Annotated in this window: 22 protein-coding genes and 1 pseudogene; 13 read left to right on the forward strand and 10 right to left on the reverse strand. The window is 63.7% G+C overall.

Going from position 1 to position 24,585, the window contains the following annotated elements; all coding sequences use genetic code 11:
- Positions 1–11 precede the first annotated feature (11 nt).
- Positions 12–266, reverse strand: coding sequence for a hypothetical protein (locus GWC77_RS20870; protein WP_173260059.1), 255 nt, complete (start codon positions 264–266; stop codon positions 12–14).
- A 223-nt stretch (positions 267–489) separates the two neighbouring features.
- Here GWC77_RS20870 and hemA point away from each other — a divergent pair, with 223 nt between their 5' ends.
- The 6 genes from hemA (at position 490) to GWC77_RS20900 (ending at position 5,901) form a co-directional block, all read left to right on the forward strand.
- A complete protein-coding gene (gene hemA, locus GWC77_RS20875; protein ID WP_173260060.1) occupies positions 490–1,776 on the forward strand; it encodes a glutamyl-tRNA reductase in 1,287 nt (428 codons plus the stop codon).
- 88 nt (positions 1,777–1,864) lie between these two features.
- A complete protein-coding gene (gene prfA, locus GWC77_RS20880; protein WP_173260061.1) occupies positions 1,865–2,947 on the forward strand; it encodes a peptide chain release factor 1 in 1,083 nt (360 codons plus the stop codon).
- Between the two features lie 46 nt (positions 2,948–2,993).
- Complete coding sequence (gene prmC / locus GWC77_RS20885; protein ID WP_173260062.1) at positions 2,994–3,884, forward strand: peptide chain release factor N(5)-glutamine methyltransferase; 891 nt, start codon at positions 2,994–2,996, stop codon at positions 3,882–3,884.
- A gap of 122 nt (positions 3,885–4,006) precedes the next feature.
- Positions 4,007–4,318: a Grx4 family monothiol glutaredoxin gene (gene grxD / locus GWC77_RS20890; RefSeq protein ID WP_173260063.1), complete on the forward strand. Its 312-nt coding sequence runs from the start codon at positions 4,007–4,009 to the stop codon at positions 4,316–4,318.
- 43 nt (positions 4,319–4,361) lie between these two features.
- Entirely contained in the window at positions 4,362–4,964 is a 603-nt protein-coding gene (locus GWC77_RS20895) for a UbiX family flavin prenyltransferase (protein WP_173260064.1), read from the forward strand.
- Positions 4,965–5,109: 145 nt separating this feature from the next.
- Positions 5,110–5,901 (forward strand): class III extradiol ring-cleavage dioxygenase, encoded by a 792-nt coding sequence (locus GWC77_RS20900; protein ID WP_173260065.1) that lies wholly within the window; start codon positions 5,110–5,112, stop codon positions 5,899–5,901.
- A 90-nt stretch (positions 5,902–5,991) separates the two neighbouring features.
- On the opposite strand, the gene GWC77_RS20905 is transcribed toward GWC77_RS20900, so the two are convergent.
- Positions 5,992–7,581 carry an APC family permease gene (locus GWC77_RS20905; protein WP_173260066.1) on the reverse strand — a complete coding sequence of 530 codons (1,590 nt, stop codon included), beginning with the start codon at positions 7,579–7,581 and terminating at the stop codon, positions 5,992–5,994.
- 413 nt (positions 7,582–7,994) lie between these two features.
- Here GWC77_RS20905 and GWC77_RS20910 point away from each other — a divergent pair, with 413 nt between their 5' ends.
- The gene (locus tag GWC77_RS20910) at positions 7,995–8,198 is read left to right on the forward strand and encodes a cold-shock protein (RefSeq protein ID WP_173260067.1); all 204 of its coding nucleotides are present in this window, start codon (positions 7,995–7,997) and stop codon (positions 8,196–8,198) included.
- A 61-nt stretch (positions 8,199–8,259) separates the two neighbouring features.
- Here GWC77_RS20910 and GWC77_RS20915 read toward each other — a convergent pair whose 3' ends face one another.
- On the reverse strand, positions 8,260–9,525 hold the full coding sequence (locus GWC77_RS20915) for an Hsp70 family protein (RefSeq protein WP_173260068.1): 1,266 nt from the start codon (positions 9,523–9,525) through the stop codon (positions 8,260–8,262).
- Between the two features lie 189 nt (positions 9,526–9,714).
- Here GWC77_RS20915 and GWC77_RS20920 point away from each other — a divergent pair, with 189 nt between their 5' ends.
- Complete coding sequence (locus tag GWC77_RS20920; RefSeq protein ID WP_173260069.1) at positions 9,715–11,190, forward strand: MFS transporter; 1,476 nt, start codon at positions 9,715–9,717, stop codon at positions 11,188–11,190.
- An 86-nt stretch (positions 11,191–11,276) separates the two neighbouring features.
- On the opposite strand, the gene GWC77_RS20925 is transcribed toward GWC77_RS20920, so the two are convergent.
- Positions 11,277–12,563, reverse strand: a complete 1,287-nt coding sequence (locus GWC77_RS20925) for an MFS transporter (RefSeq protein ID WP_173260070.1) — start codon at positions 12,561–12,563, stop codon at positions 11,277–11,279.
- A gap of 204 nt (positions 12,564–12,767) precedes the next feature.
- Between GWC77_RS20925 and GWC77_RS20930 the strand changes: the two genes are divergently transcribed.
- Complete coding sequence (locus tag GWC77_RS20930; protein WP_173260071.1) at positions 12,768–13,418, forward strand: TetR/AcrR family transcriptional regulator; 651 nt, start codon at positions 12,768–12,770, stop codon at positions 13,416–13,418.
- Between the two features lie 29 nt (positions 13,419–13,447).
- Positions 13,448–14,008, forward strand: coding sequence for a DUF1415 domain-containing protein (locus GWC77_RS20935; protein ID WP_173260082.1), 561 nt, complete (start codon positions 13,448–13,450; stop codon positions 14,006–14,008).
- 22 nt (positions 14,009–14,030) lie between these two features.
- Here the strand turns inward: GWC77_RS20935 and GWC77_RS20940 are convergent, their stop codons facing one another.
- Positions 14,031–14,861: an SAM-dependent methyltransferase gene (locus GWC77_RS20940; protein ID WP_173260072.1), complete on the reverse strand. Its 831-nt coding sequence runs from the start codon at positions 14,859–14,861 to the stop codon at positions 14,031–14,033.
- Positions 14,862–15,199: 338 nt separating this feature from the next.
- On the opposite strand from GWC77_RS20940, the gene GWC77_RS20945 reads away from it, so the two are divergent.
- Complete coding sequence (locus GWC77_RS20945; RefSeq protein WP_173260073.1) at positions 15,200–15,526, forward strand: DNA-binding protein; 327 nt, start codon at positions 15,200–15,202, stop codon at positions 15,524–15,526.
- Between the two features lie 31 nt (positions 15,527–15,557).
- Here the strand turns inward: GWC77_RS20945 and GWC77_RS20950 are convergent, their stop codons facing one another.
- A complete protein-coding gene (locus tag GWC77_RS20950; RefSeq protein WP_367949071.1) occupies positions 15,558–16,619 on the reverse strand; it encodes a methyltransferase in 1,062 nt (353 codons plus the stop codon).
- 540 nt (positions 16,620–17,159) lie between these two features.
- Here GWC77_RS20950 and GWC77_RS20955 point away from each other — a divergent pair.
- Positions 17,160–17,639, forward strand: a complete 480-nt coding sequence (locus GWC77_RS20955; RefSeq protein ID WP_173260075.1) for a DUF1566 domain-containing protein — start codon at positions 17,160–17,162, stop codon at positions 17,637–17,639.
- 47 nt (positions 17,640–17,686) lie between these two features.
- Here GWC77_RS20955 and GWC77_RS20960 read toward each other — a convergent pair whose 3' ends face one another.
- The 3 genes from GWC77_RS20960 to GWC77_RS20970 all read right to left on the reverse strand — a co-directional run bounded on the left by GWC77_RS20960 (position 17,687) and on the right by GWC77_RS20970 (position 22,497).
- A complete protein-coding gene (locus GWC77_RS20960; protein WP_173260076.1) occupies positions 17,687–19,591 on the reverse strand; it encodes an EAL domain-containing protein in 1,905 nt (634 codons plus the stop codon).
- Positions 19,592–19,763: 172 nt separating this feature from the next.
- The gene (locus GWC77_RS20965) at positions 19,764–21,365 is read right to left on the reverse strand and encodes an MDR family MFS transporter (protein ID WP_173260077.1); all 1,602 of its coding nucleotides are present in this window, start codon (positions 21,363–21,365) and stop codon (positions 19,764–19,766) included.
- Positions 21,358–22,497 (reverse strand): HlyD family secretion protein, encoded by a 1,140-nt coding sequence (locus GWC77_RS20970; RefSeq protein WP_173260078.1) that lies wholly within the window; start codon positions 22,495–22,497, stop codon positions 21,358–21,360. Before GWC77_RS20970 ends, GWC77_RS20965 begins: the two co-directional genes overlap by 8 nt.
- A 126-nt stretch (positions 22,498–22,623) precedes the next feature.
- Here GWC77_RS20970 and GWC77_RS20975 point away from each other — a divergent pair, with 126 nt between their 5' ends.
- Positions 22,624–23,364: a CerR family C-terminal domain-containing protein gene (locus GWC77_RS20975; protein WP_173260079.1), complete on the forward strand. Its 741-nt coding sequence runs from the start codon at positions 22,624–22,626 to the stop codon at positions 23,362–23,364.
- Between the two features lie 65 nt (positions 23,365–23,429).
- On the opposite strand, the pseudogene GWC77_RS20980 reads toward GWC77_RS20975, so the two are convergent.
- Positions 23,430–24,458: pseudogene (locus GWC77_RS20980) on the reverse strand (MFS transporter); the annotation flags it as partial.
- Between the last annotated feature and the right edge of the window lie 127 nt (positions 24,459–24,585).

A 24,585-nucleotide genomic window follows, 5' to 3' on the forward strand; every position in this document is an offset into this window, starting at 1 on the left:
TCAGGCCTCATTTATCGTCGAGTCGCCAGCCCGACGGTCACCGCCACGGCGATGAACGCGACGGCCGTGCAGACCGGCCACTCGAACACCCCGCCATCGTAGAAAAGCCCGGACACGTTGCCAGCCATCTTCGCTGCCGCGGCGGCCACGATGCCGACACCAACGGCAACGAACCAGCGCACGCGGCTCGCGCGATAGAGCGGGTGCAAGCGCCAGCCGGCCAGCCCGACCACGATGCCGAGCACGACGAGTCCGGGCCATCCCATCAGCCGCGCGCCGCCGTCGACCGTACCGGTCGAAACACGCGGAAATGGAATGAACCTGTCGATTGCATGGCGGTCTTTTTCTATGACGGAGATCGTTGGGAAAGGGACGCTTCGGGGCCCGCACCGGGGATTGACGCGGACGTGCCCAAAGCATGGAACCGTTATAATACCCGGCTGAAATCCTAGCGCCGCCCTGTCAACCTGGCGGCAATGCACCCCGCATATGCAACTGCTAACGATCGGAATCAATCACCACACAGCGCCCGTCGCACTGCGCGAACGTGTGGCGTTTCCGCTCGAAGAGATCAAGCCGGCGCTCGCGGCGCTCAGATCGCTGTGGCTGGGGCGGCCGGCGCTTGGGGCTCCCGAGGCGGCGATCCTGTCGACTTGCAATCGGACAGAGCTCTATTGCGCGACTGACGACCGCGCGCCGCGCGAAATCGCCATCGAATGGCTTTCGCATTATCACGGCATGGACGCAGCCGATCTCGCCCCGCACGTCTATGCGCTGCCGCAGTCGGAAGCCGTGCGCCACGCTTTTCGCGTTGCCTCGGGGCTCGATTCGATGGTGCTCGGCGAAACCCAAATCCTCGGACAAATGAAGCACGCCGTGCGTGCCGCTTCCGAGGCGGGGGCGCTCGGCACCTACCTCAATCAGCTGTTCCAGCGCACGTTCTCGGTCGCGAAGGAGGTGCGCGGCACGACGGCCGTAGGGGCCCAGTCGGTCTCGATGGCCGCCGCGGCGGTCCGCCTAGCCCAGCGCATCTTCGACAAAATCTCGAACCAGCGCGTGCTTTTCATCGGCGCGGGCGAGATGATCGAACTCTGCGCCACGCACTTCGCCGCACAGGAGCCGCGCGAGTTGGTCATCGCGAACCGTACCGTGGAGCGCGGCGCGAAGCTGGCCGAACGCTTTCGCGGACGTGCGATGGCACTCGCCGAGCTGCCCACGCGCATGCACGAGTTCGACGTCATCGTTTCGTGCACGGCATCGACGCTGCCGATCATCGGACTCGGCGCCGTCGAACGGGCTGTCAAGGCACGGCGGCGCCGGCCGATCTTCATGATCGATCTCGCGGTGCCGCGCGACATCGAGTCCGAAGTGGCCGAGCTGCAAGACGTTTTTCTCTATACCGTCGACGATCTCGGTGCGATCGTTCGCGCAGGCAACGCTTCCAGACAAGCGGCGGTGGCCCAGGCCGAAGCGATCATCGAGACGCGCGTACAGCACTTCATGCAGTGGCTCGACGCACGCAGCGCCGTGCCGGTGATCCGCCACATGCACATGCAGGCCGACGCGCTGCGGCGCGCCGAACTCGAGCGCGCGCAAAAGATGCTCGCGCGTGGCGACGACCCGGCCGCGGTGCTCGAAGCCTTGTCGCAATCGCTCACCAACAAGCTGATCCACGGCCCGACGCACGCGCTCAACCGCGCGAGCAGCGAAGACCGGGCCGCGCTCGTCGAGTTACTCGGCGGCGTATACCGGCACGCGAAGCCCTCCGATCGTTAGCGTCGCGGCAAAACGCCGCGCCGGCGCGGGTACCCCGCCCGAGCACCGTCCCCGATTCCTCTTCCCTTCAGGAGCCCCGCTCCAGACCATGAAAACGAGCATGCAACAGAAGCTCGACCAGTTGACCACCCGGCTGGCCGAACTCAACGATTTGCTGAGCCGTGGCGACGTGACGGCCAATCTGGACCAATATCGCAAGCTCACGCGCGAACATGCGGAGATCGGGCCGGTCGTCGAGCACTACGGCCAATGGCGCCAGGCGCGCACCGACGCCGCAACGGCGCAGGAGCTGCTGGCCGACGCGTCGATGCGCGACTTTGCCGAAGAGGAAGCGCGCGCCGCGCGCGAACGCATGGGCCGCCTCGAATCGGAGCTGCGCACGATGCTGCTGCCGAGGGATCCGAACGACGAGCGCAACATCTTCCTCGAAATCCGCGCGGGGACAGGCGGCGACGAATCCGCGCTGTTCGCCGGCGACCTGCTGCGCATGTACCTGCGCTACGCCGAGCGCCAGCGTTGGCAGGTCGAAATGATTTCGGAAAGCGTCTCGGATCTCGGCGGATACAAGGAAGTGATCGTCCGGATTGCGGGCCAGGGCGCCTACTCGCGGCTCAAGTTCGAGTCGGGCGGTCATCGCGTGCAGCGGGTGCCGGCCACGGAAACGCAGGGCCGCATCCACACTTCCGCGTGTACGGTCGCGGTCATGCCTGAGGCCGACGAGATCGGCGAAGTCGAGATCAACCCGGCCGATTTGCGCATCGATACGTTCCGTGCGTCGGGTGCGGGCGGTCAGCACATCAACAAGACCGATTCGGCCGTGCGCATCACGCATTTGCCGACAGGCATCGTCGTCGAATGCCAGGACGATCGGTCGCAGCACAAGAACAAGGACCGCGCGCTCAAGGTGCTCGCAGCACGTATCAAAGACAAGCAGTACCACGAGCAGCATGCGAAGGAAGCCGCCACGCGCAAGAGCCTGATCGGATCGGGAGATCGCTCGGAACGCATCCGGACCTACAACTTCCCGCAAGGCCGGCTCACCGATCACCGCATCAATCTGACGCTCTACAAGCTCGAGTCCGTCATGGACGGCGATCTGGACGACCTGATCGCGGCGCTCGTGAGCGAGCATCAGGCCGAATTGCTCGCGTCGCTCGGCGACGCGGACTGAGCACGCCAGCGCCCTTTTTGCCGCACCGAACGGACGATCCGCCACCATGACGACCCGACGCCCCGCCCCCGCGCCCGATCGTGCGGTCGGGCCGAGCACACCGGCCACCCCCGCCGCGCTGCTGGGCGCGACGCGCTTGCCCGCGCTCGAAGCGCGCATTCTGCTCGCTCACGCGCTAGGCTGGCGGCGCACGGAACTCATCACGCGCGGCGACGAGCAGCTCGACAATGAGGCGCTTCACCGCTATCGCGCGCTCGAAGCGCGCCGCATGAATGGCGAACCGGTCGCACAACTCACGGGCAGCCGCGAGTTTTTCGGACTCCAGTTCGAGATCACGCCGGACGTATTGATCCCGCGCCCCGAAACCGAGCTGCTCGTCGAAACGGCGCTCGCGGCTATCGTCGACATTGCCATGCCGCGCGTGCTGGACCTCGGTACAGGCAGCGGCGCGATTGCCGTGGCCATCGCCGCGACGCGACCCGACGCTCGCATCTGGGCCCTCGATCGCTCGGCCGCGGCGCTCGCCGTCGCCGCGCGCAACGTCGCGAAGCTGGTCGATGCACGCCGCCCGGGCGGGGCACCGACGCTCATTGAAAGCGATTGGTATGCCGCGCTCGCCCCGACGCTCGCATTCGATGTCATTGTCGGCAACCCGCCCTACATAGCCGCGGGCGATCCGCATCTCGCGCAGGGTGATTTGCGCTTCGAGCCGCGCGGCGCGTTGACTGACGAAGCCGACGGCCTCGCAGCGATTCGGACCATCGTGGACGGGGCGCGCCGATTCGTCGCACGGGGCGGCCAGGTTTGGGTCGAGCACGGCTACGATCAAGCCGAAGCCGTCCGTGCACTCTTTGTGAAGCACGGTTTCGAGAATGTCGGCTCGCTGGCCGATCTGGCCGGCATCGAGCGCGCGAGCGGCGGCGCCGCGCCGGCGTAAGCTGGGCCGCAGCGTCGCGGCCCCTACGGCGCGAGGCGGCCCGGGCCCCCGAGTGCGAAATCCGTTATCATTTCGCTCTATCTCCCCCACATTCCGTGCCTGTCACGGATTCAAGGTCAGTCATGGACACGCAACAACGCATCAAGCAAATCGTCGACGAACACTCGGTCGTGCTCTTTATGAAAGGCAATGCGCAATTCCCGATGTGCGGTTTTTCCGGGCGCGCCGTGCAGATTCTGAAAGCATGCGGCGTCGGCGAGTTCAAGACGGTCAACGTTCTCGAAGACGACGAAATTCGCCAGGGCATCAAGGAATTTTCGAACTGGCCCACCATTCCGCAGCTTTACGTGAAGGGCGAATTCATCGGCGGCTCGGACATCATGATGGAGATGTACGAATCGGGCGAACTCCAACAGCTCTTCACCGCCGCTTGACGCCGCGCGCGTTGCGTCGCGCCGCCTGATCGACTGCCAAGCCATGCCATCGCCCAGCGCGCCCCCGCGCCGGCTCATCGTCGCCATCACCGGAGCGACCGGTGCGATCTACGGCGTGCGGCTGCTCGAAACGCTGCGCCGCATAGGCGGGATCGAGTCGCATTTGCTGATTTCGAGTGCCGGTTGGCTCAATCTGCAGCACGAGCTGCAGTTGACCAAAGACGATGTACATCCGCTCGCCGACGTCGTCCATTCCGTGCGTGACGTCGGCGCCAGCATCGCGTCGGGATCGTTCGCGACCGACGGCATGATCGTCGCACCCTGCTCGATGAAGACGCTCGCGAGCATCGCCCACGGCTTCGCCGATAACCTCATTACACGCGCCGCGGACGTCACGCTCAAGGAACGGCGTCGGCTCGTGCTGCTCGTGCGCGAAACACCGCTGAATCTAGCGCATCTGCGCAATATGACGGCCGTCACCGAAATGGGCGGGATCGTCTTTCCGCCGCTGCCCGCGTTCTACAATCGGCCCGCTTCGATCGATGAGATCGTCGATGACACCGTCGCACGCGTGCTCGACCTCTTCGGCTTAGGCCACCCACTCGCGGCAGCGTGGCCCGGGTTGCGCGGCGAACCGACCGACTAGTCGTCGGTCGGCGTTGGGCACGTATCGGCGTCCATTGCCAACCAGCGCGATACGATGCGTTTCATGAAGACGGATTTATCGCGGCGACGGGTGCGCCTATAGTCGAGGCAAATCACCTTTTGCCGCATTGCGCGACGCTTCGATCATGTCCCGTCTACCCTCGCTTTATTTGTCCCACGGTGCGCCTACGCTGCCGATCGATCCCGCACTGCCCTCGGCGGCATTCGGCACGCTTGCGGCCCGACTGCCGCGTCCGCGTGCGATTCTGATGCTCTCGGCGCACTGGGGTACGGCCAAGCCTGTGGCCAGTACGGCAGCCTCGCCGGCGACAATCCACGATTTTCACGGGTTTCCGCGTGCGCTGTATGAGATCGACTACCCGGCGCCGGGTGCACCCGAGGTCGCACGTCAGGCCGTAGCGCTGCTCGAGGCGCAAGGCATCGATGCCGCGACCGCCGAGCACGGGCTCGATCACGGCGCGTGGGTGCCGATGCTATTGATGTTTCCGCAAGCCGACGTGCCGGTCGCACAACTGTCGATCCAGCCGCACCGCGACCCGATGCATCACTTCCGGATGGGACGTGCGTTGCGTCCGCTTGCGGACGACGGTGTGATGATCGTGGGTTCGGGCCAGATCACCCACAACCTGCGGGCAGCTGATTTCAACGCCGGACCGGACGATGTCGATCCGCGCGTGGCGCAGTTCACGGATTGGTTCGAGGAGAGACTTGCCTCGCACGATATCGATGCGCTGCTCGACTACCGACGGCAGGCACCGCATGCGGCACTGATGCATCCGAGCGACGAGCATTTGCTGCCGCTCTACGCGGCGCTCGGTGCGGCGCCCGACGATTACTCGCTCCAGATCGACTCGTTGGGTACCTATCAACGCGCGCTCGCGATGACGAACTACGTGTTCGACACGCCGGCTCCGTAAAGTCAGCGCGCCCCGCCCGGCCGCGGAGGGCCGGGCGGGGCGCGCATCGAATGCGTCATCGATCGAAAGCTCAGTCGAGCCTCGCGGCGCTTACACGCCTACCCCTTGCATGATTTCCTCTTCGGGCTCGCGCTCGTCCAGGTAGTGCGTGCGATACCCGGTATTGACACCCCAGTAATAAAACCCGAGCGAGAACACCGCGACGACGAGCATGTCCCAGCCGTAAGGCAGCACGCCCATGCCGCCAAACTGCTTGCTGCCGATCAGGGACAGCAGTGCCATCGTCGGCAGATACGCGATGAGCCACCAAGCGGCCTTGAGATCGCGCCCCCAACCGGTCCAACCCGACTTGCCCTGGTAGTAGAAATAGACAGGCAACGCCACGATCATCAACAGGATGATTTCGCCCGTCAGCGGCCACTTCGCCCAGTAAAGAACCATCGACGCGCAAACGAATGCGAACGGCGAGACGATGTTCATGAGCGGCAGACGGAGCGGCCGCGCGACATCCGTGGCGGCACGGCGCAGCGCCATGAGGCTGATCGGCCCGGTCAGATAGGAAATGACGGTTGCGACGGAAATGACGGCCGCGAGCGAGCTCCAGCCGCGGAAGAACAACAGAAAGATGAACGAGACGAGCAGGTTGAACCACATCGCATTGCGCGGCACACCGTAGAACGGGTGCACGTTGCCGAACATCTTCGGCAGCGTATTGTTGCGCTCCATCGCGTAGATCATGCGGGTCGTCGTGGCCATGTACGTCGTGCCGGTACCGCTCGGACTGACGAACGCGTCGACGTAAAGCATGATGGCGAGCCAGTTCAGATTCAGCGCGATCGCCAACTCCGCGAACGGCGAGGCAAAATTGAAGTGATTCCAGCCCTTGGCGACGTCGGCAGGATTGACTGCGCCGATATACGCTATCTGCAACAGGACGTAGATGACGAGCGCGAGCAGAATCGAGCCGATGACCGCGAACGGCACGCTTTTCGCCGGATTGCGTGCCTCGCCGGCGAGGTTCACCGGGCTTTGGAAGCCGTTGAACGCGAACACGATCCCGCTCGTCGCGACGGCCGTGAAGACCGCGGACCAGCCGTAGGGCGCGAACTCGCCCTGCGCGCCGAGGTTCTCGTGATGAAAGCCGGTGAAAAGGCCCAGAATCGTGAGTCCCGGGATCAGGAATTTGAAGACGGTGATAGCCGTGTTGGCGCGCGCGAAAACCTTGACGCCCCAGTAGTTGAGCAGGAAATAAACGATGACCAGCACTGCCGACAGGGCTATGCCCATTGGCGTTAACGATTCGTTGACGAACAACGCGTGAGCCCAGTCATAGGGCCAGGTACTCATGTACTGAATGGATGCCTCGGCCTCGATGGGAATGACGGACACGATGGCGATCCAGTTCGCCCATGCGCTGATGAAGCCGACGAGTGCGCCGTGCGAATAACGGGCATAACGCACCATGCCGCCCGATTCCGGAAACATGGCACCGAGTTCGGCGTAGGTGAGCGCAATGGCCAAAATGACGACGGCGCCGATGATCCAGGCGCAGATCGCGGCCGGGCCCGCAATCTTGGCCGCCTTCCACGCTCCGAAGAGCCACCCGGAACCGATGATCGAACCGAGCCCCGTCAGCATCAGCGCAAACGGCCCGATGTTCCGTTGAATAGAACTTTTCACAACCTCTCCTTAGGATTTTCGAACTGCCCGACGGGCCGTATGCGAACCTTTGTGGGGCTCGCTCGGGCGCCTGACCTCGCAGCGGAGCTCGCCGCAACCAGGCGCAACCCTGTCGCGCGGCGGTAGTTTACCGGCTGCGCCCCACCGTAGGGCATGATTTGATCTGGAACCATCAAAAATGAGGCGAATCGCACCGGTGCGGGGCAAAGCGTTCTATCCCACTGGCACAGTAGGGCGATGTTGACCGCGCGCAGGATTCGCCGTATAACGTCGTGGCAGGATTTCAAGTGGCGCGTGTGAATTGGTCTTTCGTGGTTCGCCCTTCAGGTACTCCGGTTGGTCCTATTACCCTTCCTTGATCTTCATGCACCCCGGGCTTCGGCCTTGTTCACTCATTTTTAGGAAACAGTAATATGGAAACCGGTACCGTCAAGTGGTTCAATGACGCGAAAGGCTTTGGCTTCATTACGCCCGATGGCGGCGGCGAAGATCTCTTCGCGCATTTCTCGGAAATCCGTGCCGAAGGCTTCAAGACGCTTCAGGAAAACCAGAAGGTCCAGTACGAAGTGAAGACGGGCCCCAAGGGCAAGCAAGCGGCCAACATCAAGCCGCTGTAAGCGACACCGTCTTGACTGACGCAAAAACCCCGCGAATGCGGGGTTTTTTCATTTTGTCGATTCACGCGTGGGCGAAGACGCGCCGCGCATGGATGCCGAGCCCCATCGCAACGCTCGCCAGGCGGTCGCCGAAGACGGGCGTGGCCTCAGGGAAGGCGTTCGCGATGGCATGGGTCAGGAATGCAAGGCCCGTCGAGCCACCGGTGAAATAGATCGCGTCGACATCGTTTGGCGCGAGACCTGCCGCGCGCGCCGTATCCAGCGCTGCATCGACGATGCGGCGAGTCTCCTCGAAACCCGCATCGATCAGTTGTGCATCCTCGAACGCGAGTGAAAGCCCGGGCTCGACATCGTCCAGATCTATCGATGTCTGCCCGCCCGCCGCCACGCCGATCTTTGCCTCTTCCGCCCGCGCGGCAAGGGCATGGCCCAGGCGGTGTTCCACCGCACGGACCAGCCGCTCATGGTGCCGCACATCGCGATAGAGATGCCGCATGAGCCGGACTTCACCGCTACGCTTGCCGGTATAGACGGTGTTGATCAGGTGCCACGTCGCAAGATCGAAGTAGACCCGGTTCGGCACTTCGCGGCCTTCGGGATCGAGCGATTTGTAGCCGAGTTCCCTCATGATCGTCGCGAGATTCACCCGGCGATCGAAATCCGTCCCCGCGACATGCACGCCGTGATGCGCGAGCACGTCGTCCTTGCGCTCGACGCGCTTCATGCGCTCGGGGCCGACGCGTACGAGCGAGAAATCCGACGTGCCGCCGCCGATATCGGCCACGAGCACGAGCCCCTCGTTGGTCAAGCGGGCTTCGTAGTCGAACGCGGCCGCGATCGGCTCGTACTGGAAGTGCAATTCGCGCAAGCCGGCGGCCTCGGCAGCCGCCTCGAGCTGACGCTGCGCGAGGCGGTCGGCACGCGGGTCGTCGTCGACGAAAAACACCGGACGGCCCAGCACCGCGCGGGTCACGGCATCGTGCGCACAAGCCTCCGCGCAAGCCTTCAAATGTGCGATGAAAAGCGCGATGACATCGGTGTACTTGATCGCCGTCCCGTCACCGAGCTCCGTCGTGGTCTCCGCGAGCGGAGAACCGAGAATGCTCTTGAGCGAGCGCATGAGGCGCCCGTCAAAGCCGTCGATATAGGCCTCGAGCGCTGCTCTGCCGTACACGCGCGAATTTTCATCGGTGTTGAAGAAAACGGCCGTCGGCAACGTCGCATGTTCGCCTTCGACAGGGGCGAGACGCACGGCACCGGCCGCGGGCAGCGCAACGGCAGAGTTCGAAGTGCCAAAATCTATCGCGCAGTAAGTCGTCGCTGGCATGGCGTCACCCGTCGAGGCTGCGAAGAAGGACCGGCTTTGTAACACGAACGCCCCGCTCGGGCAACCGCAAATCTCGGAGGCAACCCGGACACTTCGCCGCCACCGATCGCGGGCACGAGGATTGCGCGCGACGTACGTTCCGCCTGCCATCGCAGGCTTGCAGCCGGCTTTCACCAGGAGAATCGCCGCGTGGCTCAACCCGCCCTCGATCGCACCGTAGATGAACCTCGCCCCGATGTCATCGAAACGGACTTACCCTCCCGGCTCGATCGCCTGCCATGGGGGCGCTTTCACACACTCATCGTGGCGGCGCTCGGCGTGACGTGGCTCCTCGACGGGCTCGAAGTCACGCTTGCCGGGGCGGTGGCGAGCGCATCGAAAGCAAGCCCGGTTCTCCGATTTTCGAACGCCGACGTGGGCCTTGCCAGCAGCGCCTATATCGCAGGGGCCGTACTCGGCGCGCTCGGCTTCGGCTGGCTGACGGACCGGCTGGGACGGCGCAAACTCTTTTTCATCACCCTCGGACTCTATGTGGCCGCCACGGCCGCCACCGCGCTTTCCTGGAATCTCGCGAGCTTCGCGCTCTTTCGCTTTCTGACCGGCGCGGGAATCGGCGGCGAGTACGCCGCAATCAACTCGACGATTCAGGAATTCACGCCGGCCCGTGTGCGCGGCTGGACCGATCTCGGCATCAACGGCACGTTCTGGGTGGGCGCCGCACTCGGCGCCGGCGGCTCGCTGGTGTTGCTCGATCCGCGGCTGGCACCGGGCGATCTCGGCTGGCGGCTATGTTTTTTCATCGGCGCGGCCCTCGCGCTCGCGATCGTCTGGATGCGCATGTGGGTACCGGAAAGTCCGCGCTGGCTGATCACGCACAATCAGCCCCATGCAGCGGGCGAAATCGTCGAGGCGATAGAAGCACGCTTTCACCGGGCAGGCAGACGGCCGACCCAGGAGGCGGTACGTACACTGCGCTTTATCAGGCGCGGGCACACGCCGCTGCGCGAAGTGTTCGCGGCGCTCTTCGTACTGCATCGACGGCGCTCGCTCGTCGGCCTCGCGCTGATGACGGCGCAGGCGTTTTTCTATAACGCCATATTCTTCACCTATGCGCTGGTGCTCACCGATTTCTATCACGTGCCCGGCGCGCGTGTAGGCTGGTATCTGCTGCCGTTCGCGCTCGGCAATTTCCTGGGGCCGCTGGTGCTGGGGCATGCGTTCGATGCCATCGGCCGCCGTACGATGATTACGTTCACCTATGCCCTATCGGGCTTACTGCTCATCGGAAGCGGATATCTGTTCGAGCGGCAGATGCTCGACGTCGTGCAACAGACCGCCGCCTGGATGGTGATTTTCTTTTTTGCCTCGGCGGCTGCAAGCTCCGCCTACCTCACGGTCAGCGAATCGTTTCCGCTGGAAATCCGTGCACTCGCCATCGCTGTCTTCTATGCCTTCGGCACGGGCCTTGGCGGGATCGCGGGGCCGGCGTTCTTTGGGCGGCTCATCGATACGCACGAACGCAGCGCTGTCTTCGACGGCTATCTGGTGGGCTCTGCGTTGATGATCGCCGCGGCGGTCGTCGCGGCAATCTGGGGCGTGGATGCTGAACGCAGACCGCTCGAGCACGTTGCGTTGCCGCTTTCGGCGCTGCCCGACGACGAGTGACCTACGATGAAGCGCTGCGGGGCGCCCTCGTTGCAAGCGCCTCGCAGCGGCGATGTCCCACTACGCCGGGAATATCGCCGCATGCGTCATGCGGCCGGACTCAGATCACGCACCAGGCCTCGGCGGTGGATTCGCAGTACGACGATGGCGGCGACGAGACACAACCCGCCCGAGATCGTCGACGCGACGGTGTAGGTCCCGAGATCGGCACGCAGCACACCGGCGCCGAACGCAGCGAAGGCCGCACCGAGCTGATGCCCGGCAACGATCCATCCGAATACGACAGGCGCCGAGTCCTTGCCGAATACGTCGGTCGTGAGCCGGACGGTGGGCGGCACGGTGGCAATCCAGTCGAGCCCGTAGAACATCGCGAACAGCGGCAAACCGAAGAACTGGACTCCAAATGCATGCGGCAGATAGATCAGCGACAGGCCGCGCAGTCCGTAGTACCAGAAGAGCAGCGTACGGCTGTTGAACCGGTCGGACAGCCAGCCCGAGAGCGTCGTGCCGACGAGATCGAAAATTCCCATCGCAGCGAGCAGCGACGCGCCTTGCACCTCGGTCATCCCATAATCGCCGCACATGGCGATCAGATGCGTGCCGATATAGCCATTCGTACTGGCCCCGCAGACGAAAAAGCTGAAGAACAGCAGCCAGAAGTCGCGCTTTCCGGACGCCCGGGCCAACGTACCGAAAGCAATCGCGAGTGGATTTTGCGTCGTGCCGGCAGTGGCGACCGGTGCGTCGGGCGCCGCGCCGTAGGGACGCAATGCGACGTCGGCCGGGCGCTCGGGCAACAGGAAGAAAACGAGCGGCAGCACGATGACCGCAGCTGCCGCGACGATCATCACGACCGGCCGCCAGCCATGGTGCTGCGCCACCGAGGCCAGCATCGGCAGAAATACGAGCTGCCCCGTGGCCGAGCTGGCCGTCAGGATGCCCATGACGAAACCGCGCCGCTCGACGAACCAGCGATTGACCACCGTCGCACCGAGCGTCAGCGCGGCCACGCCTGTGGCGCCTCCCACCATTACGCCCCAGCTCAGCACCATTTGCCACGGCGCGGTCATCATCGAGGACAATGCCACCCCGCCCGCCATCACGGCCAGCGCGGCCAACACCGTCGGGCGCACGCCGAAGCGCTGCATCGCCGCCGCGGCGAAGGGCCCGGTCAAGCCATAGAGCGCGATATTCACCGAGATTGCCAGCGAGATCGTGGCGCGGCTCCAGCCGAACTCGTGCTCGAGCGGCACCATCATGACGCTCGGCGTCGCGCGCGTGCCCGCTGCCGCCAGCAGCACCAGAAACACCACGGCAGCTGCGAGCCAGCCGTAGTGGAACCTTCCTCCTATCCGTTTCGCTGCCCAGTTCATCGGCGCTCCTTTTTCTTGACGTACCGCGCGATGCGGCGCGCTGTTCATTGATTCGAGGTGTTCTTCGACGCGTTCCCGGGCCCCTGCGCCCGCTGTTGTGACCAACCTGTCACAAAGTTGAGTTGCAATGCTAGTTACCGATCGGTAACATGTCAAGCGTGTCGATTCGTAGGCCTGAACGCACGATCACCGGAAGGAACGCTCATGACCCGCACTGCCTCGGATAAATCCGCCGCCCGCTCCCGCCCTCATACAGCGGGCCCCACGGCGCAGCAGTTGCTGCTGCGCGCCGCCGGCGAGCTGTTCTATCGGGAGGGAGTTCGGGCGGTCGGCGTCGATGCCGTCGTCGAGCGTGCCGGCGTCAATAAAATGAGCCTGTACCGGCAGTTTTCGTCGAAGGACGAACTCGTGGTCGCCTACCTCGAACAGGCGAGCGAGCGCTTTTTCGAGCGCTTCGACGGCAGTATCGGCAAGCATCCGGGCGAGCCGATCCGTCAGATCGCTCAATATTTCGAAGACCTGACGGGCCGCGCATCGGTCGAGGGTTATCGGGGCTGCCCGTTCGTGAACGTGTCGGCGGAATTTCCCGAGGCGAACCATCCCGCGCGCCAGTGCGTGGCGCGCAACAAGACGGAGCTGATGGCGCGGCTCCTCGCCCTCACGACCGCCGCCGGTGCGGACGATCCAGCGTACCTTGCGAACGCGCTCGCGCTGCTGATCGAAGGCATTTATGCCGCAAGTCAGACATACGGGCCCGGCTGCGGGCCTATCAAGGCGGCGCCCCGGCTAGCCGCCCAGCTCGTTGCCGCCGCTTGTCCCGCCGCGTGTTCGCGAGCGGGGGATGCGCAGGCATGAGCGGCAACGTGAACGCGGTATCCCCCGACATGGGCGGGCGTCCGCTCTCCGATGAAGCCGTCGTCGCGGCGACGCAGCATTGGCTCGTGCGCGCCGTGATCGGGCTCAATCTGTGCCCGTTCGCCAAAGCCGTCCATGCGAAGGGACAGATACGATATGTGGTCAGCGACGCACGCGATATGGAAGGCGCGTTGACCGAACTCGAAGCTGAACTCAAATGGCTCGCCGAGGCAGACCCGGCGCAAGTCGATACGACACTGTTGATTCTTCCGCACGCGCTGGGCGCCTTCCTCGAATTCAACGACTGCGTTTTCTTTGCCGAACGGCTTGTCGATCAATTGGGCCTGCAAGGCATGCTGCAAATCGCCAGCTTCCATCCCGATTACCGCTTCGAAGGCAGCGAACCCGAGGACATCGAAAACTATACCAATCGCGCCCCTTATCCAATCCTGCACCTGCTGCGCGAAGCAAGCGTTACGCGTGCAGTCGACGCCTTTCCCGATGCGGCCGATGTTTACGAACGCAACATCGAAACGATGCGGCGCCTCGGTCACGAGTGCTGGCGGCGGTGGATGGGAGAGAAGGAGTAGTCGTAGAAAGATGGAGTAAGCGTTAAACGAAAAACCGCTCGCGCAACGCGTCGAGCCCGAGCGTATCCAACACCTCAGTCAGCCGCTCGGCCGCCCGCCGGCCCGACAGCGCCTTATGTTGGGCAACGATCAACTCGTTCTTCATGGAGTGCTCCCACCCCACGAGCTCGGTCACGCTCACCTGATAACCGTGCGCCTCGAGCTGAAGGCAACGCAGCACATTTGTGACTTGAGATCCAAACTCGCGCGTGTGCAGCGGATGACGCCAGATTTCAGTCAACGCATTGCCAAGCGATTTGCCCTTGTTCCGGCGTAACACGCCAGCGACTTCGGCCTGGCAGCACGGCACGAGCACGATATGACGCGCCTTCTTGGCCAACGCGAAACGAATGGCATCGTCAGTGGCCGTGTCGCAGGCGTGCAGCGCAGTCACCACGTCCACCGTCGACGGCAGGTGCGGCGACTCGATCGACTCCGCCACCGATAAATTCAGGAACGACATTCCCTCGAAGCCAAGCCGCGCCGCGAGTTCGCTCGAACGTTCGACGAGTTCCGGACGCGTCTCGATTCCATAAATGTGCGAACCGTCGTCGCGCGGCAACGCCTTGAAAAAAAGGTCGTACAAAATAAAACCGAGGTAGGACTTACCGGCACCATGATCCACGAGCGAGACGGAGCCCTTCTCGCGGCGGACCTCTTCGAGTAGCGGCTCGATGAACTGATAAAGGTGGTAAACCTGCTTCAGCTTGCGGCGGCTATCCTGATTCATCTTGCCGTCGCGGGTCAGGATATGGAGCGCTTTCAGCAGCTCGACCGACTGTTCGGGACGGACTTCGTAGTTTTTTGCGGACATCGTCGGGGCGACCTGTGCGGAAGTCGCGCCTAACGTGCGACAGCCTACAGAACAACAAGGAGATTCGCGTCAGTTTACCGAAAAGCGTGGCTTCCCGTTCGTTGGCGACAGTCGATGGAACGTATCGTGCTCCAGCGCGTCCTACTGCGAAGTCGTCGCAACCGACAAGCCGCAGATTCGCCGCGCTGCATAAGCTGACGGGTGGGAGCAAGCGTAACGTGCAACGGAGCACCGGCCACATGTTACGTAACACTGCATCGGGGGGAAACGGAGTATGCGGGGCCGCAATACGGTGCCCACATCCTCGAAAGGATCAAGTTGACGAAAGGACGACAGGGATGGCTACGATACCCAACGGAGATGCAGAGCAAAAGTTTCAAGCCATGCTCGCCACGCTCCTGGCGGCGCCAACCGGCTGGTCGGAAAAACAGCAGCTCGAGCTCGAAATGGCACGCGATATTTCCAACGAAATGCTGCGTCTTGCCGAATCGATGCGCGACACCGAAGACACCCGACTCGAGACGTTGCTGACACTGCTCAAGTACGCGAAGGTGGTCGACTTCATTTTGACGACGCTCGCGTCCAGGCGCGATATCCGTCCGCAAACGCTACGCGTCATCTTCAAGCTCGCGGGCCTGAAAGTCGACGAAGCGTATCCGGGCTGAGCCGCGAAGGCACCAGCGCGCCGCGAGTCGGTCAACGCGGCACCGCACGCACGCCAAGCCGCCAGAGCGAAGTCACCTCTGCCGAGCGCGCGCGATAGAGCGGGTCCCCAGCATCCGATGCCTTAGGATGCTGAGGTCTGATATCTTCGCGTCCGCGCACCTCCAACCCCGCCGCATCGATCATTGCCATCAGCGCCTCGCGCGTGCGCAGCCCCAAGTGCTCTGCGAAATCCGACAGAATCAGCCATCCCTCGCCACCCGGTTCCAGATGCGCGGCGAGCCCGGCCAGGAAACCGCGAAGCATGCGGCTGTCGGGATCGTAGATAGCACGCTCGACCGGCGAGCTCGGACGGGCCGGCAGCCAGGGCGGATTGCAGACCACCAGCGGCGCCCGCCCTGGAGGAAAAAGATCGGCCTCGATCACGTCGATGCGATCGGCATATCCCAGACGCGCTACATTCTCACGCGCACAGGCAAGCGCGCGAGCATCGCAGTCCGTCGCCACGACGCGCTCAAGCCCACGCTTGGCCAGAATCGCCGCCAGTACGCCGGTGCCGGTGCCGACATCGAAAGCCAGTGTCCGCGCCGGCAGCGGCGCCCGCGCAACGAGTTCCAGGTACTCGCCGCGCACGGGTGAAAACACCCCATAGTGCGGGTGGATCCGCGCCCCGTCGAGCGCCGCGATCTCGACACCCTTCTTGCGCCACTCGTGCGCGCCGATGAGCCCTTGCAACTCCCGCAGCGAAACGACGCTCGGCTCCGCGGCCGGCCCCCATGCCTCCTGGCACGCGTCGCGCACATCGGGCGCACGGCGCAACCCAATGCGATAGTCCTCGCCGAGCGGAATCAGCAGCATGCCAAGCGTGCGCGCGCGCTGGGCCTGCGCCTGACGATGCAAATTGAATGCGTCGAGCGGCGCGTCGGCCGTTTTGCGCGGTTTGCGGTCGATGCGCCGCGCCATGGCCTGCAACAGCTGACGAGCGTTCTGAAAGTCGCCGCGCCAAAGCAGCGCGGTGCCCTCGCAAGCTTGCGCATAGGCCGCGTCGGCGGTAAGGCGATCGTCGGCGACGACGACGCGCTTAGGCGCGCGCACGCCGGCTTCGGAGCGCCACTGCGCGCGTTGTTCAGTGCCGGCTTCGGTCCAGCTGAGTTGATCGGGCGTCGAATCTAGAGTCACGGGTATGGATTTCGATGTAGGCGGCGGGGCTGCCGCGGCGAGCGCGTTCCGCGGCTCTTTTCAGGACGACACGATACCTCGCATTGCACTGCCCGGGCCATTCCGCTCGAAATTTGATAGCTTGAAAACGGCACTTCGTCCGACTTTTCGATATCGACATGCGGTGCGAGCAGTGACTACTCGCCCACATCGGCTTATGGCATCAATTTCGGAGGCATGATGGATCTCGTCCATCTGTTCAAAACCTTCGATGGTCGCGCACGCGCGGTGCGAACGATTCCCGCCTAGTCGAAAAGAAGCTTCGCGGCGTTCCGTCCGATATCGGGTAGCCGAACGCCCGGCCTATCGGCATCGATCGTTCAATGACGGGCCGGCCGCTTCATTGCAGCGCGGAACGAACCGGCACGGGCGAGTTCGCAACTTCGCAACTTCGCAATCACGGGAAAGGAGTCTTCGATGATTCTCCAATCGATTGAAGCGCCGGCAATCGGCCAATACTGGCAGGGACAGGGCGGTCTCTATGCGGGGATCATGCCCGATTACGAGGGCCACGAACCTAAGCATCTCGTGTTCTCGATCGATGAAGCCGTCGACATCGAGTGGGGTTCGGATCATGTACCGGAGGCAACGAGTAGAACCGACGGCGCAGCGAACACACAAGCGCTGCTCGCGCGCGCAATGCCGCACCCAGCCGCCAAATGGGCCGACGACTACGAGAAAGACGGCCATACCGATTTTCATCTGCCATCCCTCGCGGAACTGAACGTTGCGTACGTAACGATGCCAGAGCTGTTCTTCCCGAACGACATGTACTGGTCGAGCACCGACCGCGATGCGATCACGGCTTACGCGCGCAATTTCGGCGATACCGATCTGGACTTTCTCTTCAAAGTTTTCGGAGCGCGCGCACGCGCGGTGCGCACGATTCCCGCCTGAGGAGGCAGGGACGGCGCGTCGTCGAGCAGACGGCGCGCGTCGCCGCGTCAAACCACGATGCGTCCTTTTCCACCGCATGGCGCATCGCCCAACTGCGGCAACGTGCCGCCGTCAACCAGCAGGCGCGTCGCAGCATCGACGTCGAGCGGCTTGCTGTAAAGGTAGCCCTGCGCGTCGAAGCAGCCCAGCGAGAGCAGAAAATCGCGTTGCGCGGCCGTTTCGACACCCTCCGCAATGACCGCCAGGCCGAGGGTCTTGGCGAGCGTCACGATTGCAGTCGCGATCGCGCCGGAGTCGCCGGCGCCGATCCCTTCGACGAATGCACGGTCGATCTTGATGCGATCGATCGGCAGCTTGCGCAACTGGCCCAGGCTCGAATAGCCCATGCCGAAGTCGTCGATCGCGATCGTGATGCCGGCACGCCGGAATTCGCCCAGGCGCCGCGCCGCGGTCTCCGGCTGGCGCATCAGCGCCGTCTCGGTCACTTCGAGCTCGACGCACGCTGGCTCGATTCGCGTCTCGTTCAAGATTCGCTCGAACGTTTCGACGACATCCGCACGTTGCAGTTGGAGCGGCGAAACGTTGACTGAAATGCGTGGGACACGCACGCCCAAGCGCTGCCACGCGACGACCTGCGCACAGGCAGCGCCCAGCACCCATTCGCCGAGATGCGAGACGAGTCCGGCAGTCTCCGCTACGGCGATGAAATCGCTCGGCTGGATCTCGCCGAAATCGACGTCATGCCAGCGAACCAGCGCTTCGAGGCCACGCAGTTCTCCCGTGCGCATATCGACTTGCGGCTGATAGTGCAAATGCAGACCGCCCGACTCGATGGCCTTTCGCAACCGCGCCGACAGCCGCAACCGGGCATCGGCTTCGGCGCGCATCCTCGGCTGGTAGAGCTCATAGCAGTTGCGGCCCCGATTCTTGGCGGCATACATCGCGATGTCGGCGCTGTGCAGCAAACCGGCTGCATCGCGGCCGTCATCGGGAAACGAGCTGACGCCGATGCTCGCTCCTAGCAAGAGCTCGTGCCCGCCTACGTCGATCGGCTTGGACATGGCTTGCAGCACCGCTTCGGACAGTGTCGATCGGCGATCGGCGCCATCTTCCTTGCTGTGGCGCGCAACGATGACGAACTCGTCCCCGCCGTAGCGTGCAACGATCTCGTCATCGTGCGCGCAAGCCGCGAGCCGTTCAGCCATTTTGACGAGCAGCTCGTCGCCCACGTTATGGCCCAATGCGTCGTTGACGGTCTTGAAGCCGTCGAGATCGATAAAGAGCACGCTGATCCGCTCCTGCGCGCCCTCCGCCCCGGCCAGCAGCGCCTGCAGGCTCCCGGCTACCGTGCCGCGATTGACGAGTCCCGTGAGGCTGTCGCGTTCGCTCAGCTCGCGCAATCGCGCCGAGCGCTCGATGAGCTTGGCGGACACATCGTGCGTGGTCTTGGCGAGCACGAGCGGATAGACCACGGCAACGGGCAGCCACGCAAAGTCGATGTAAGACTCGGCGCGGACGAGTACCGACGGCGCACCCAGTATGAGGACACCGAGGAAGACCGCGCAGGCGCTCGCGAGCGTGCCGGCCAAAAAGAGCCGCCAGCCGCCTACCGCCATATTGTCGAGCGCGAACATGAGCAGAATCACGATCGTGCCGATCGGTGCGAACTGTATCGCAACCGCGAGCCACCCACCCCACGCGGAATCGCAGACGAGGTTCACTCTTTCCCGCACGATCGGCTGTGCGGCTCGCTTTGCCTGCAGGTAGGCCACGTGCGGCCATATCAGGCAAATCGCCCAAACGGACGCACGAAGCCACGCACCGGCATGCTGCGCATGCAACTGCAGCAGGATCGGCGGCAATCCCATTACATAGCCAACAAGGCGGATGACGTAGATGCGCCGCACCAAACCGGCGCCGCGCCCCCTGTCACCCGAGTCCGATGTCAGCACACGTCACCCCCGGCGATTTTTCATATCTTACCGAGAATATATGCCGTCCTCGACGGGATTCCGCAGCGGGACGTGCCCTCGAGCGCTACTGCCCTGTTGGCACGCCACACCCAGTCCTGAGCGGCTAAACCGGTTGCGTCTGCGCAGCAACTCCGATGCCCGGGAATGCGCGTCAGTGACGGGCTGCGCTTGCGTCGACAGATACCTGTTTGGGCATTCTCAATAACAGTGCGAGCGGGATGCAGACGAGCAACGCGATGGCCAGGACGTAGAAGGTTTCAGAATAAGTCATCACCATCGCCTGCACTTGGATCTGCTGCGCGAGCTGGCCCAGCGCCTGCAGATTCGCGTGCGCCGAATCGCTCGCGCGGGCGAGCCAGCCCGCCGCGTCGGCGGCGATTCGTTCCTGCCCGCGAAGGGAGTTTGCCGTGACCGACTCGCGAATGGCCGCGACATGAAAGCTGTTGCGACGATCGATGACCACGCCGATGATGGCGAGGCCAATCGAGCCGCCCAAGTTGCGAGCCATGTTGTAGAGGCCCGCCGCATCCGCCGACTCCTCGCGCGACACGGCCGCCATCGATGCCTGGTTCAGCGGCATCATCGCGAGCATCTGTCCCACGCCGCGCAACAGTTGCGACCACAGAAAATCGTGACCGGCGCTTTGCGACGTCAGCCCGGTATCGATGAAGCAGCTAATCACGAAGCAAGCGAGACCGCTTACTACCAGCACGCGAAAATCGACCTTGTTCAGCAAGCGCGGCAGAATGGGCATCACGAGGAACGCCGGCAGACCCGCAAGCAACATGATGCCGCCCGATTGCTCGGCGTTATAGCCTGCGATAAGGCTCAGGAACTGCGGTACGAGATAAGAAACCCCGTAGATGCCCGCCCCCACCGCCGAGACAATGAGAATGACGCTCGCATACCGAATGTTGCGCAGGAGCGAGAGCCGCATGATCGGTTTGTCGGCAACGAGTTGAGACACCGCGATCAGCACGAAACCGAGCGCCGCGATCGCACTCATGGCAACGATCTCGTTCGATTCGAACCATTGGTGACGCTGCCCTTCCTCGAGCACGACCGTCAACGAGCTCAGGCCGATCGACAGGCCGACGATACCGATCCAATCCGCCTCCACGAATTCGCGCCAGCGCGGCGACTCACTGGGCAACCCGGCAAGAAGCAGTGCCAAAAGGGCCACGCATACCGGCAGATTGATGAAAAAGCACCAGCGCCACGAGACGTTCTCGGCAAGCCAGCCGCCGACGACAGGGCCAAGCAACGGACCGAGCAAGACGATGAGCCCGAAGATCGTCATGCCGATCGCCAACTGCGCACGCGGCAATCGCGTGCGAATGATCGTTTGCGCGGTCGGGATCATGGCGCCGCCCGTGAAGCCCTGCCCGATGCGGCCGACGATCATTGCCTGCAGCGATGCAGACATGCCGCACATCATCGAAAACGCCATGAAAAGCGCCGCGTTCGCAAGCAGGAAGTTACGCAGGCCGAATACGCGCGTGAGCCAGGCTGCGAGCGGAATCATCACGATCTCGGACATCAGATAGCCGGTCGAAATCCAGGTGCCTTCCGTGCCGGTCGCGCCTACGGCACCCTGAATCTGCGGCAGCGCCGAGTTCGTGATCGAGATATCGAGCGTGGCCATCAGCGCGCCGAGCGCGCCGGCCGCGACCGCGATCCAGTCGGCGGCGCCCGCCCGCTCGCCGTGAGCCGGTGTATCGGGCAGGCCGGCAGCCGACGCCGACTCAGCCATGCCGGTTCTCGCTGACGACGCGCTTGTCGTCGTCACGCGCCGAGCGCGTGTCGACATCGACCGTCACCGACAGCCCGGGCAAAAGGAGAGTGCGCGTTTCACTGCCCGTTTCGATGCGAATGCGAACCGGCACACGTTGAACGATTTTCGTGAAGTTGCCCGTCGCGTTTTCGGGCGGCAGCAGTGCGAACTGTGCCCCGGTGCCTGGCGCGAAGCTATCGACGACGCCATGCAGCTCGACACCGCGCAGCGCATCGACATGCAGCGTCGCGGGCTGTCCAACCCGCATGCGCCGCATTTGCGTTTCCTTGAAATTCGCTTCGAGGTAAACCGCTTGCACCGGCACGACCGACATCAGCCGCGTGCCCGGCTGGACGTATTGGCCGACCCGAACGCTGCGATCCCCCACGCGGCCGGCGAGCGGGCTCACGAGCGTGGTGTTTCGCAAATCGAGCTGCGATTGCCGCAAACTCGCACGCGCCGCTTCCAGTTGCGCGCGCGCCTGTGCGATCTGCGCCGTCATCGATGTCACCTGAGCCTGCGCGGAGCGAACCGCGGCCGCCTTGGCCGTGAGCGTCGCGCGCGCTTGATCGCGCGTGCTCGTCAGCTCCGCAAGATGGACAGCCGTTTCCGCGCCTTGCGCGGTCAGCGGCGCATAGCGTCGTACATCGTCCGCGTCATGCTCGAGCGCGACGCGCGCGACCTGCTGTTCCGCCTGCGCCTGTGCGACGATAGCCTTTTGCTGCTCGACGTCGGCCTCAGCGCGAGCGAGATCGGCGGCGCGTGCGTCGACGGTCGCCTGCGCCTGATCGACGGCAGCCTGATACTGGCGCACATCAAGCCGTACGAGCGGCGCGCCGGTCGTGACCGCCTCGTTGTCCGCGACCCGCACCTCCGCGACGTAACCGCTGACTTTGGGTGCGATCGTGACGCTGTCGGTCTGCAGGTAGGCATCGTCGGTCGTTTCGATGAAACGCCCGTGCGTCCACCAGTACGCAAACCAGGATGCACCCGCTATCGCGAGGGCGATCAGCAAGACTGCGAACAGTGCTCGCTTGTTCGGGCGCGGTGGCGTGCCGCGCCCCGAACGCGGCCCGTCGATGCGCGCGGAGGCATCGATAGTCTCCGACATGATGTTGGATTCCCGGTCTACATGAGGCGCTCAATTTATTCCACTTGGAAAAAATGTGTCAAGTGATATATTTTCGCCTTCGGGCAACAGGTCGATCCAGGCGAGAACGTGAGGAGCACGAAGCCCATGAGTGAAATGAAGCGTGGCCGGCGCCCCACGCAAGGTGGATATGCGCGCGGCGACGAAACGCGGCTGCGCATCGTTCACGCAGCCATCAAGCTGTTTGGCGAGCGCGGTTTCGAGGCCGCGTCGACACGCGATATCGCGGCGCGGGCGGGCGTGAATGCGCCGGCGCTGCAGTACTACTTCGCCAACAAGGAAGGGGTTTATCGTGCCTGCGCGGAGCACATTGCGGACGTGGTCTGGGAGCGCTTCGCGCCGGTCGTGCAAAGCGCGAACGACAAGCTTGCGTCCGGTGCGGACACACCGGCGTTGATCGACGCGTTCATTGACATCCAGCGGGTGATCGCCGAGCGGATGTTCTTATCACCTGCAACAGCCAGTCAACGTCTGTTTTTCGTACGGGAGCAAACGGGGCAGGAGCCGTCCATCGCGTCGGAAATCCTGCAAACGCGAATGCGCGCGCCGCTGAACCGCGTCGGTACCGAATTGGTTGCGCGCATCGGCGGCACGCGCATCGACGATCCGGTTACGCGAATTCGCCTCTTGAGCCTGCACGGCCAGATGATGGTATTCAATGTCGCGCCGCGCTCAGCCCTGACGCTGCTCGAGTGGACGCACATCGATGCCGAGAAAAGTGCGCTGATACAAAGGACGATCGAAGCTCAGACACGCGCGCTCCTGAACCTTTGGGCCGAAGCGCGCACAGCGGGAGACGATGGGCGAAGCCGCGGCGCCGGGCTCTGACGGCACGCTCGACAACGTGCGTGCGTTGTCGAGCGGCCGCCGCCAAGCCTTCGCCGCCTGTTGCCTCAGGCTTGCGCGACGATGAGCCGGCGTTCGGTTTGGAACCAGGCGATGGCGGCGCCGAAACAAAGCACGCTCAAACAAACGATCGGCACGATCATGGGACCGAACGCGGTGCCTGTCGCCTTGCCGGCATAAGGCATGAGATTCTGGCCGAAAAAGCCGCCGAGATTGCCGATCGAATTGATCGCCGCCACGCTTGCCGCCGCTCGCGCGCCGCTGAAGTAACGCGGCGGCATCGACCAGAAGCACGGATAGAGCAGCGGGATGCATGCCCCGCCGAGCACGAGTGCGATGAAGCGAAGCGGTGTCGTCGGCAACAGCAGACTGCAGGTGAAACCGAGCGCACCCACCGCGGCGACGATGGCGATCGCCTTGAGAACGCCCTTGCTGCGCTTGAGCTTGCCCGGCAAGTAGAGCAGCAGCAGCACGGCGATGGCCCAGGGCAGCATGCTCAGCAAACCGTTGGTCGTGCTGGCGACACCGAATGACTTAACGAGCGTCGGCAGCCAATAGGTCACGCCGTACAGCGACGTCGACATGAGCATATAGGTGCAGGCGAACAGCATGACGCGCGGATCGAGCAACGCCTTCCAGGGATGCTCATGCACCGCGTCGACCGGTTTCTCGCGTTCGAGCGCCGCGAGTGCGATCTGCTTTTCGCGCGCATCGAGAAAACGTGCCTCCTGCAGCGATGCGGGCAGGATCTTGAAGACGACGAGTGCGACGAGCACGGCGGGCAAACCGGTTGCCACGAAGACCCACTGCCAGCCGGCCAGCCCGAAGGCGCCGTCGAGACTCAGCAGCCAACCGCCCACGAGCGAGCCGAGCATATTGGCCAGCGCGCTGCCCAGCGTAAAGATGCCCAGTACGCGCGCCCGGTAGCTCTGCGGGAACCAGAGCGTCAGATAGTAGATGACTCCCGGGTAGAAGCCGGCCTCCGCGACCCCCAGCGCGAAGCGCAGGCCGCAGAAGATCCCCATCGAGGTCGTGAAGCCCATCAGCACGGTGATGGCACCCCAAGTCAGCATGATGTGTGGCGCGACAATCTGGATGAGAGACGCGCGACAAACAAGATGAGAATGTCGCGGCGAGGTTGATGATGCCGATGTTGATTGACGCTGACAAGCGTTTGTTGATTGACGCTCGGCGCATGTTGCA

Source organism: Paraburkholderia sp. NMBU_R16 (genome assembly GCF_013282575.1).
Taxonomy (GTDB): domain Bacteria; phylum Pseudomonadota; class Gammaproteobacteria; order Burkholderiales; family Burkholderiaceae; genus Trinickia.

Excerpts from the sequence above, each read along its gene's own strand:
- GWC77_RS20870 (WP_173260059.1), bottom strand. The coding sequence starts at position 266 with ATGGGATGGCCCGGACTCGTCGTGCTCGGCATCGTGGTCGGGCTGGCC.
- hemA (WP_173260060.1), top strand. The coding sequence starts at position 490 with ATGCAACTGCTAACGATCGGAATCAATCACCACACAGCGCCCGTCGCA.
- prfA (WP_173260061.1), top strand. The coding sequence starts at position 1,865 with ATGAAAACGAGCATGCAACAGAAGCTCGACCAGTTGACCACCCGGCTG.
- prmC (WP_173260062.1), top strand. The coding sequence starts at position 2,994 with ATGACGACCCGACGCCCCGCCCCCGCGCCCGATCGTGCGGTCGGGCCG.
- grxD (WP_173260063.1), top strand. The coding sequence starts at position 4,007 with ATGGACACGCAACAACGCATCAAGCAAATCGTCGACGAACACTCGGTC.
- GWC77_RS20895 (WP_173260064.1), top strand. The coding sequence starts at position 4,362 with ATGCCATCGCCCAGCGCGCCCCCGCGCCGGCTCATCGTCGCCATCACC.
- GWC77_RS20900 (WP_173260065.1), top strand. The coding sequence starts at position 5,110 with ATGTCCCGTCTACCCTCGCTTTATTTGTCCCACGGTGCGCCTACGCTG.
- GWC77_RS20910 (WP_173260067.1), top strand. The coding sequence starts at position 7,995 with ATGGAAACCGGTACCGTCAAGTGGTTCAATGACGCGAAAGGCTTTGGC.
- GWC77_RS20915 (WP_173260068.1), bottom strand. The coding sequence starts at position 9,525 with ATGCCAGCGACGACTTACTGCGCGATAGATTTTGGCACTTCGAACTCT.
- GWC77_RS20925 (WP_173260070.1), bottom strand. The coding sequence starts at position 12,563 with ATGAACTGGGCAGCGAAACGGATAGGAGGAAGGTTCCACTACGGCTGG.
- GWC77_RS20930 (WP_173260071.1), top strand. The coding sequence starts at position 12,768 with ATGACCCGCACTGCCTCGGATAAATCCGCCGCCCGCTCCCGCCCTCAT.
- GWC77_RS20935 (WP_173260082.1), top strand. The coding sequence starts at position 13,448 with ATGGGCGGGCGTCCGCTCTCCGATGAAGCCGTCGTCGCGGCGACGCAG.
- GWC77_RS20940 (WP_173260072.1), bottom strand. The coding sequence starts at position 14,861 with ATGTCCGCAAAAAACTACGAAGTCCGTCCCGAACAGTCGGTCGAGCTG.
- GWC77_RS20945 (WP_173260073.1), top strand. The coding sequence starts at position 15,200 with ATGGCTACGATACCCAACGGAGATGCAGAGCAAAAGTTTCAAGCCATG.
- GWC77_RS20955 (WP_173260075.1), top strand. The coding sequence starts at position 17,160 with ATGATTCTCCAATCGATTGAAGCGCCGGCAATCGGCCAATACTGGCAG.
- GWC77_RS20965 (WP_173260077.1), bottom strand. The coding sequence starts at position 21,365 with ATGGCTGAGTCGGCGTCGGCTGCCGGCCTGCCCGATACACCGGCTCAC.
- GWC77_RS20970 (WP_173260078.1), bottom strand. The coding sequence starts at position 22,497 with ATGTCGGAGACTATCGATGCCTCCGCGCGCATCGACGGGCCGCGTTCG.
- GWC77_RS20975 (WP_173260079.1), top strand. The coding sequence starts at position 22,624 with ATGAGTGAAATGAAGCGTGGCCGGCGCCCCACGCAAGGTGGATATGCG.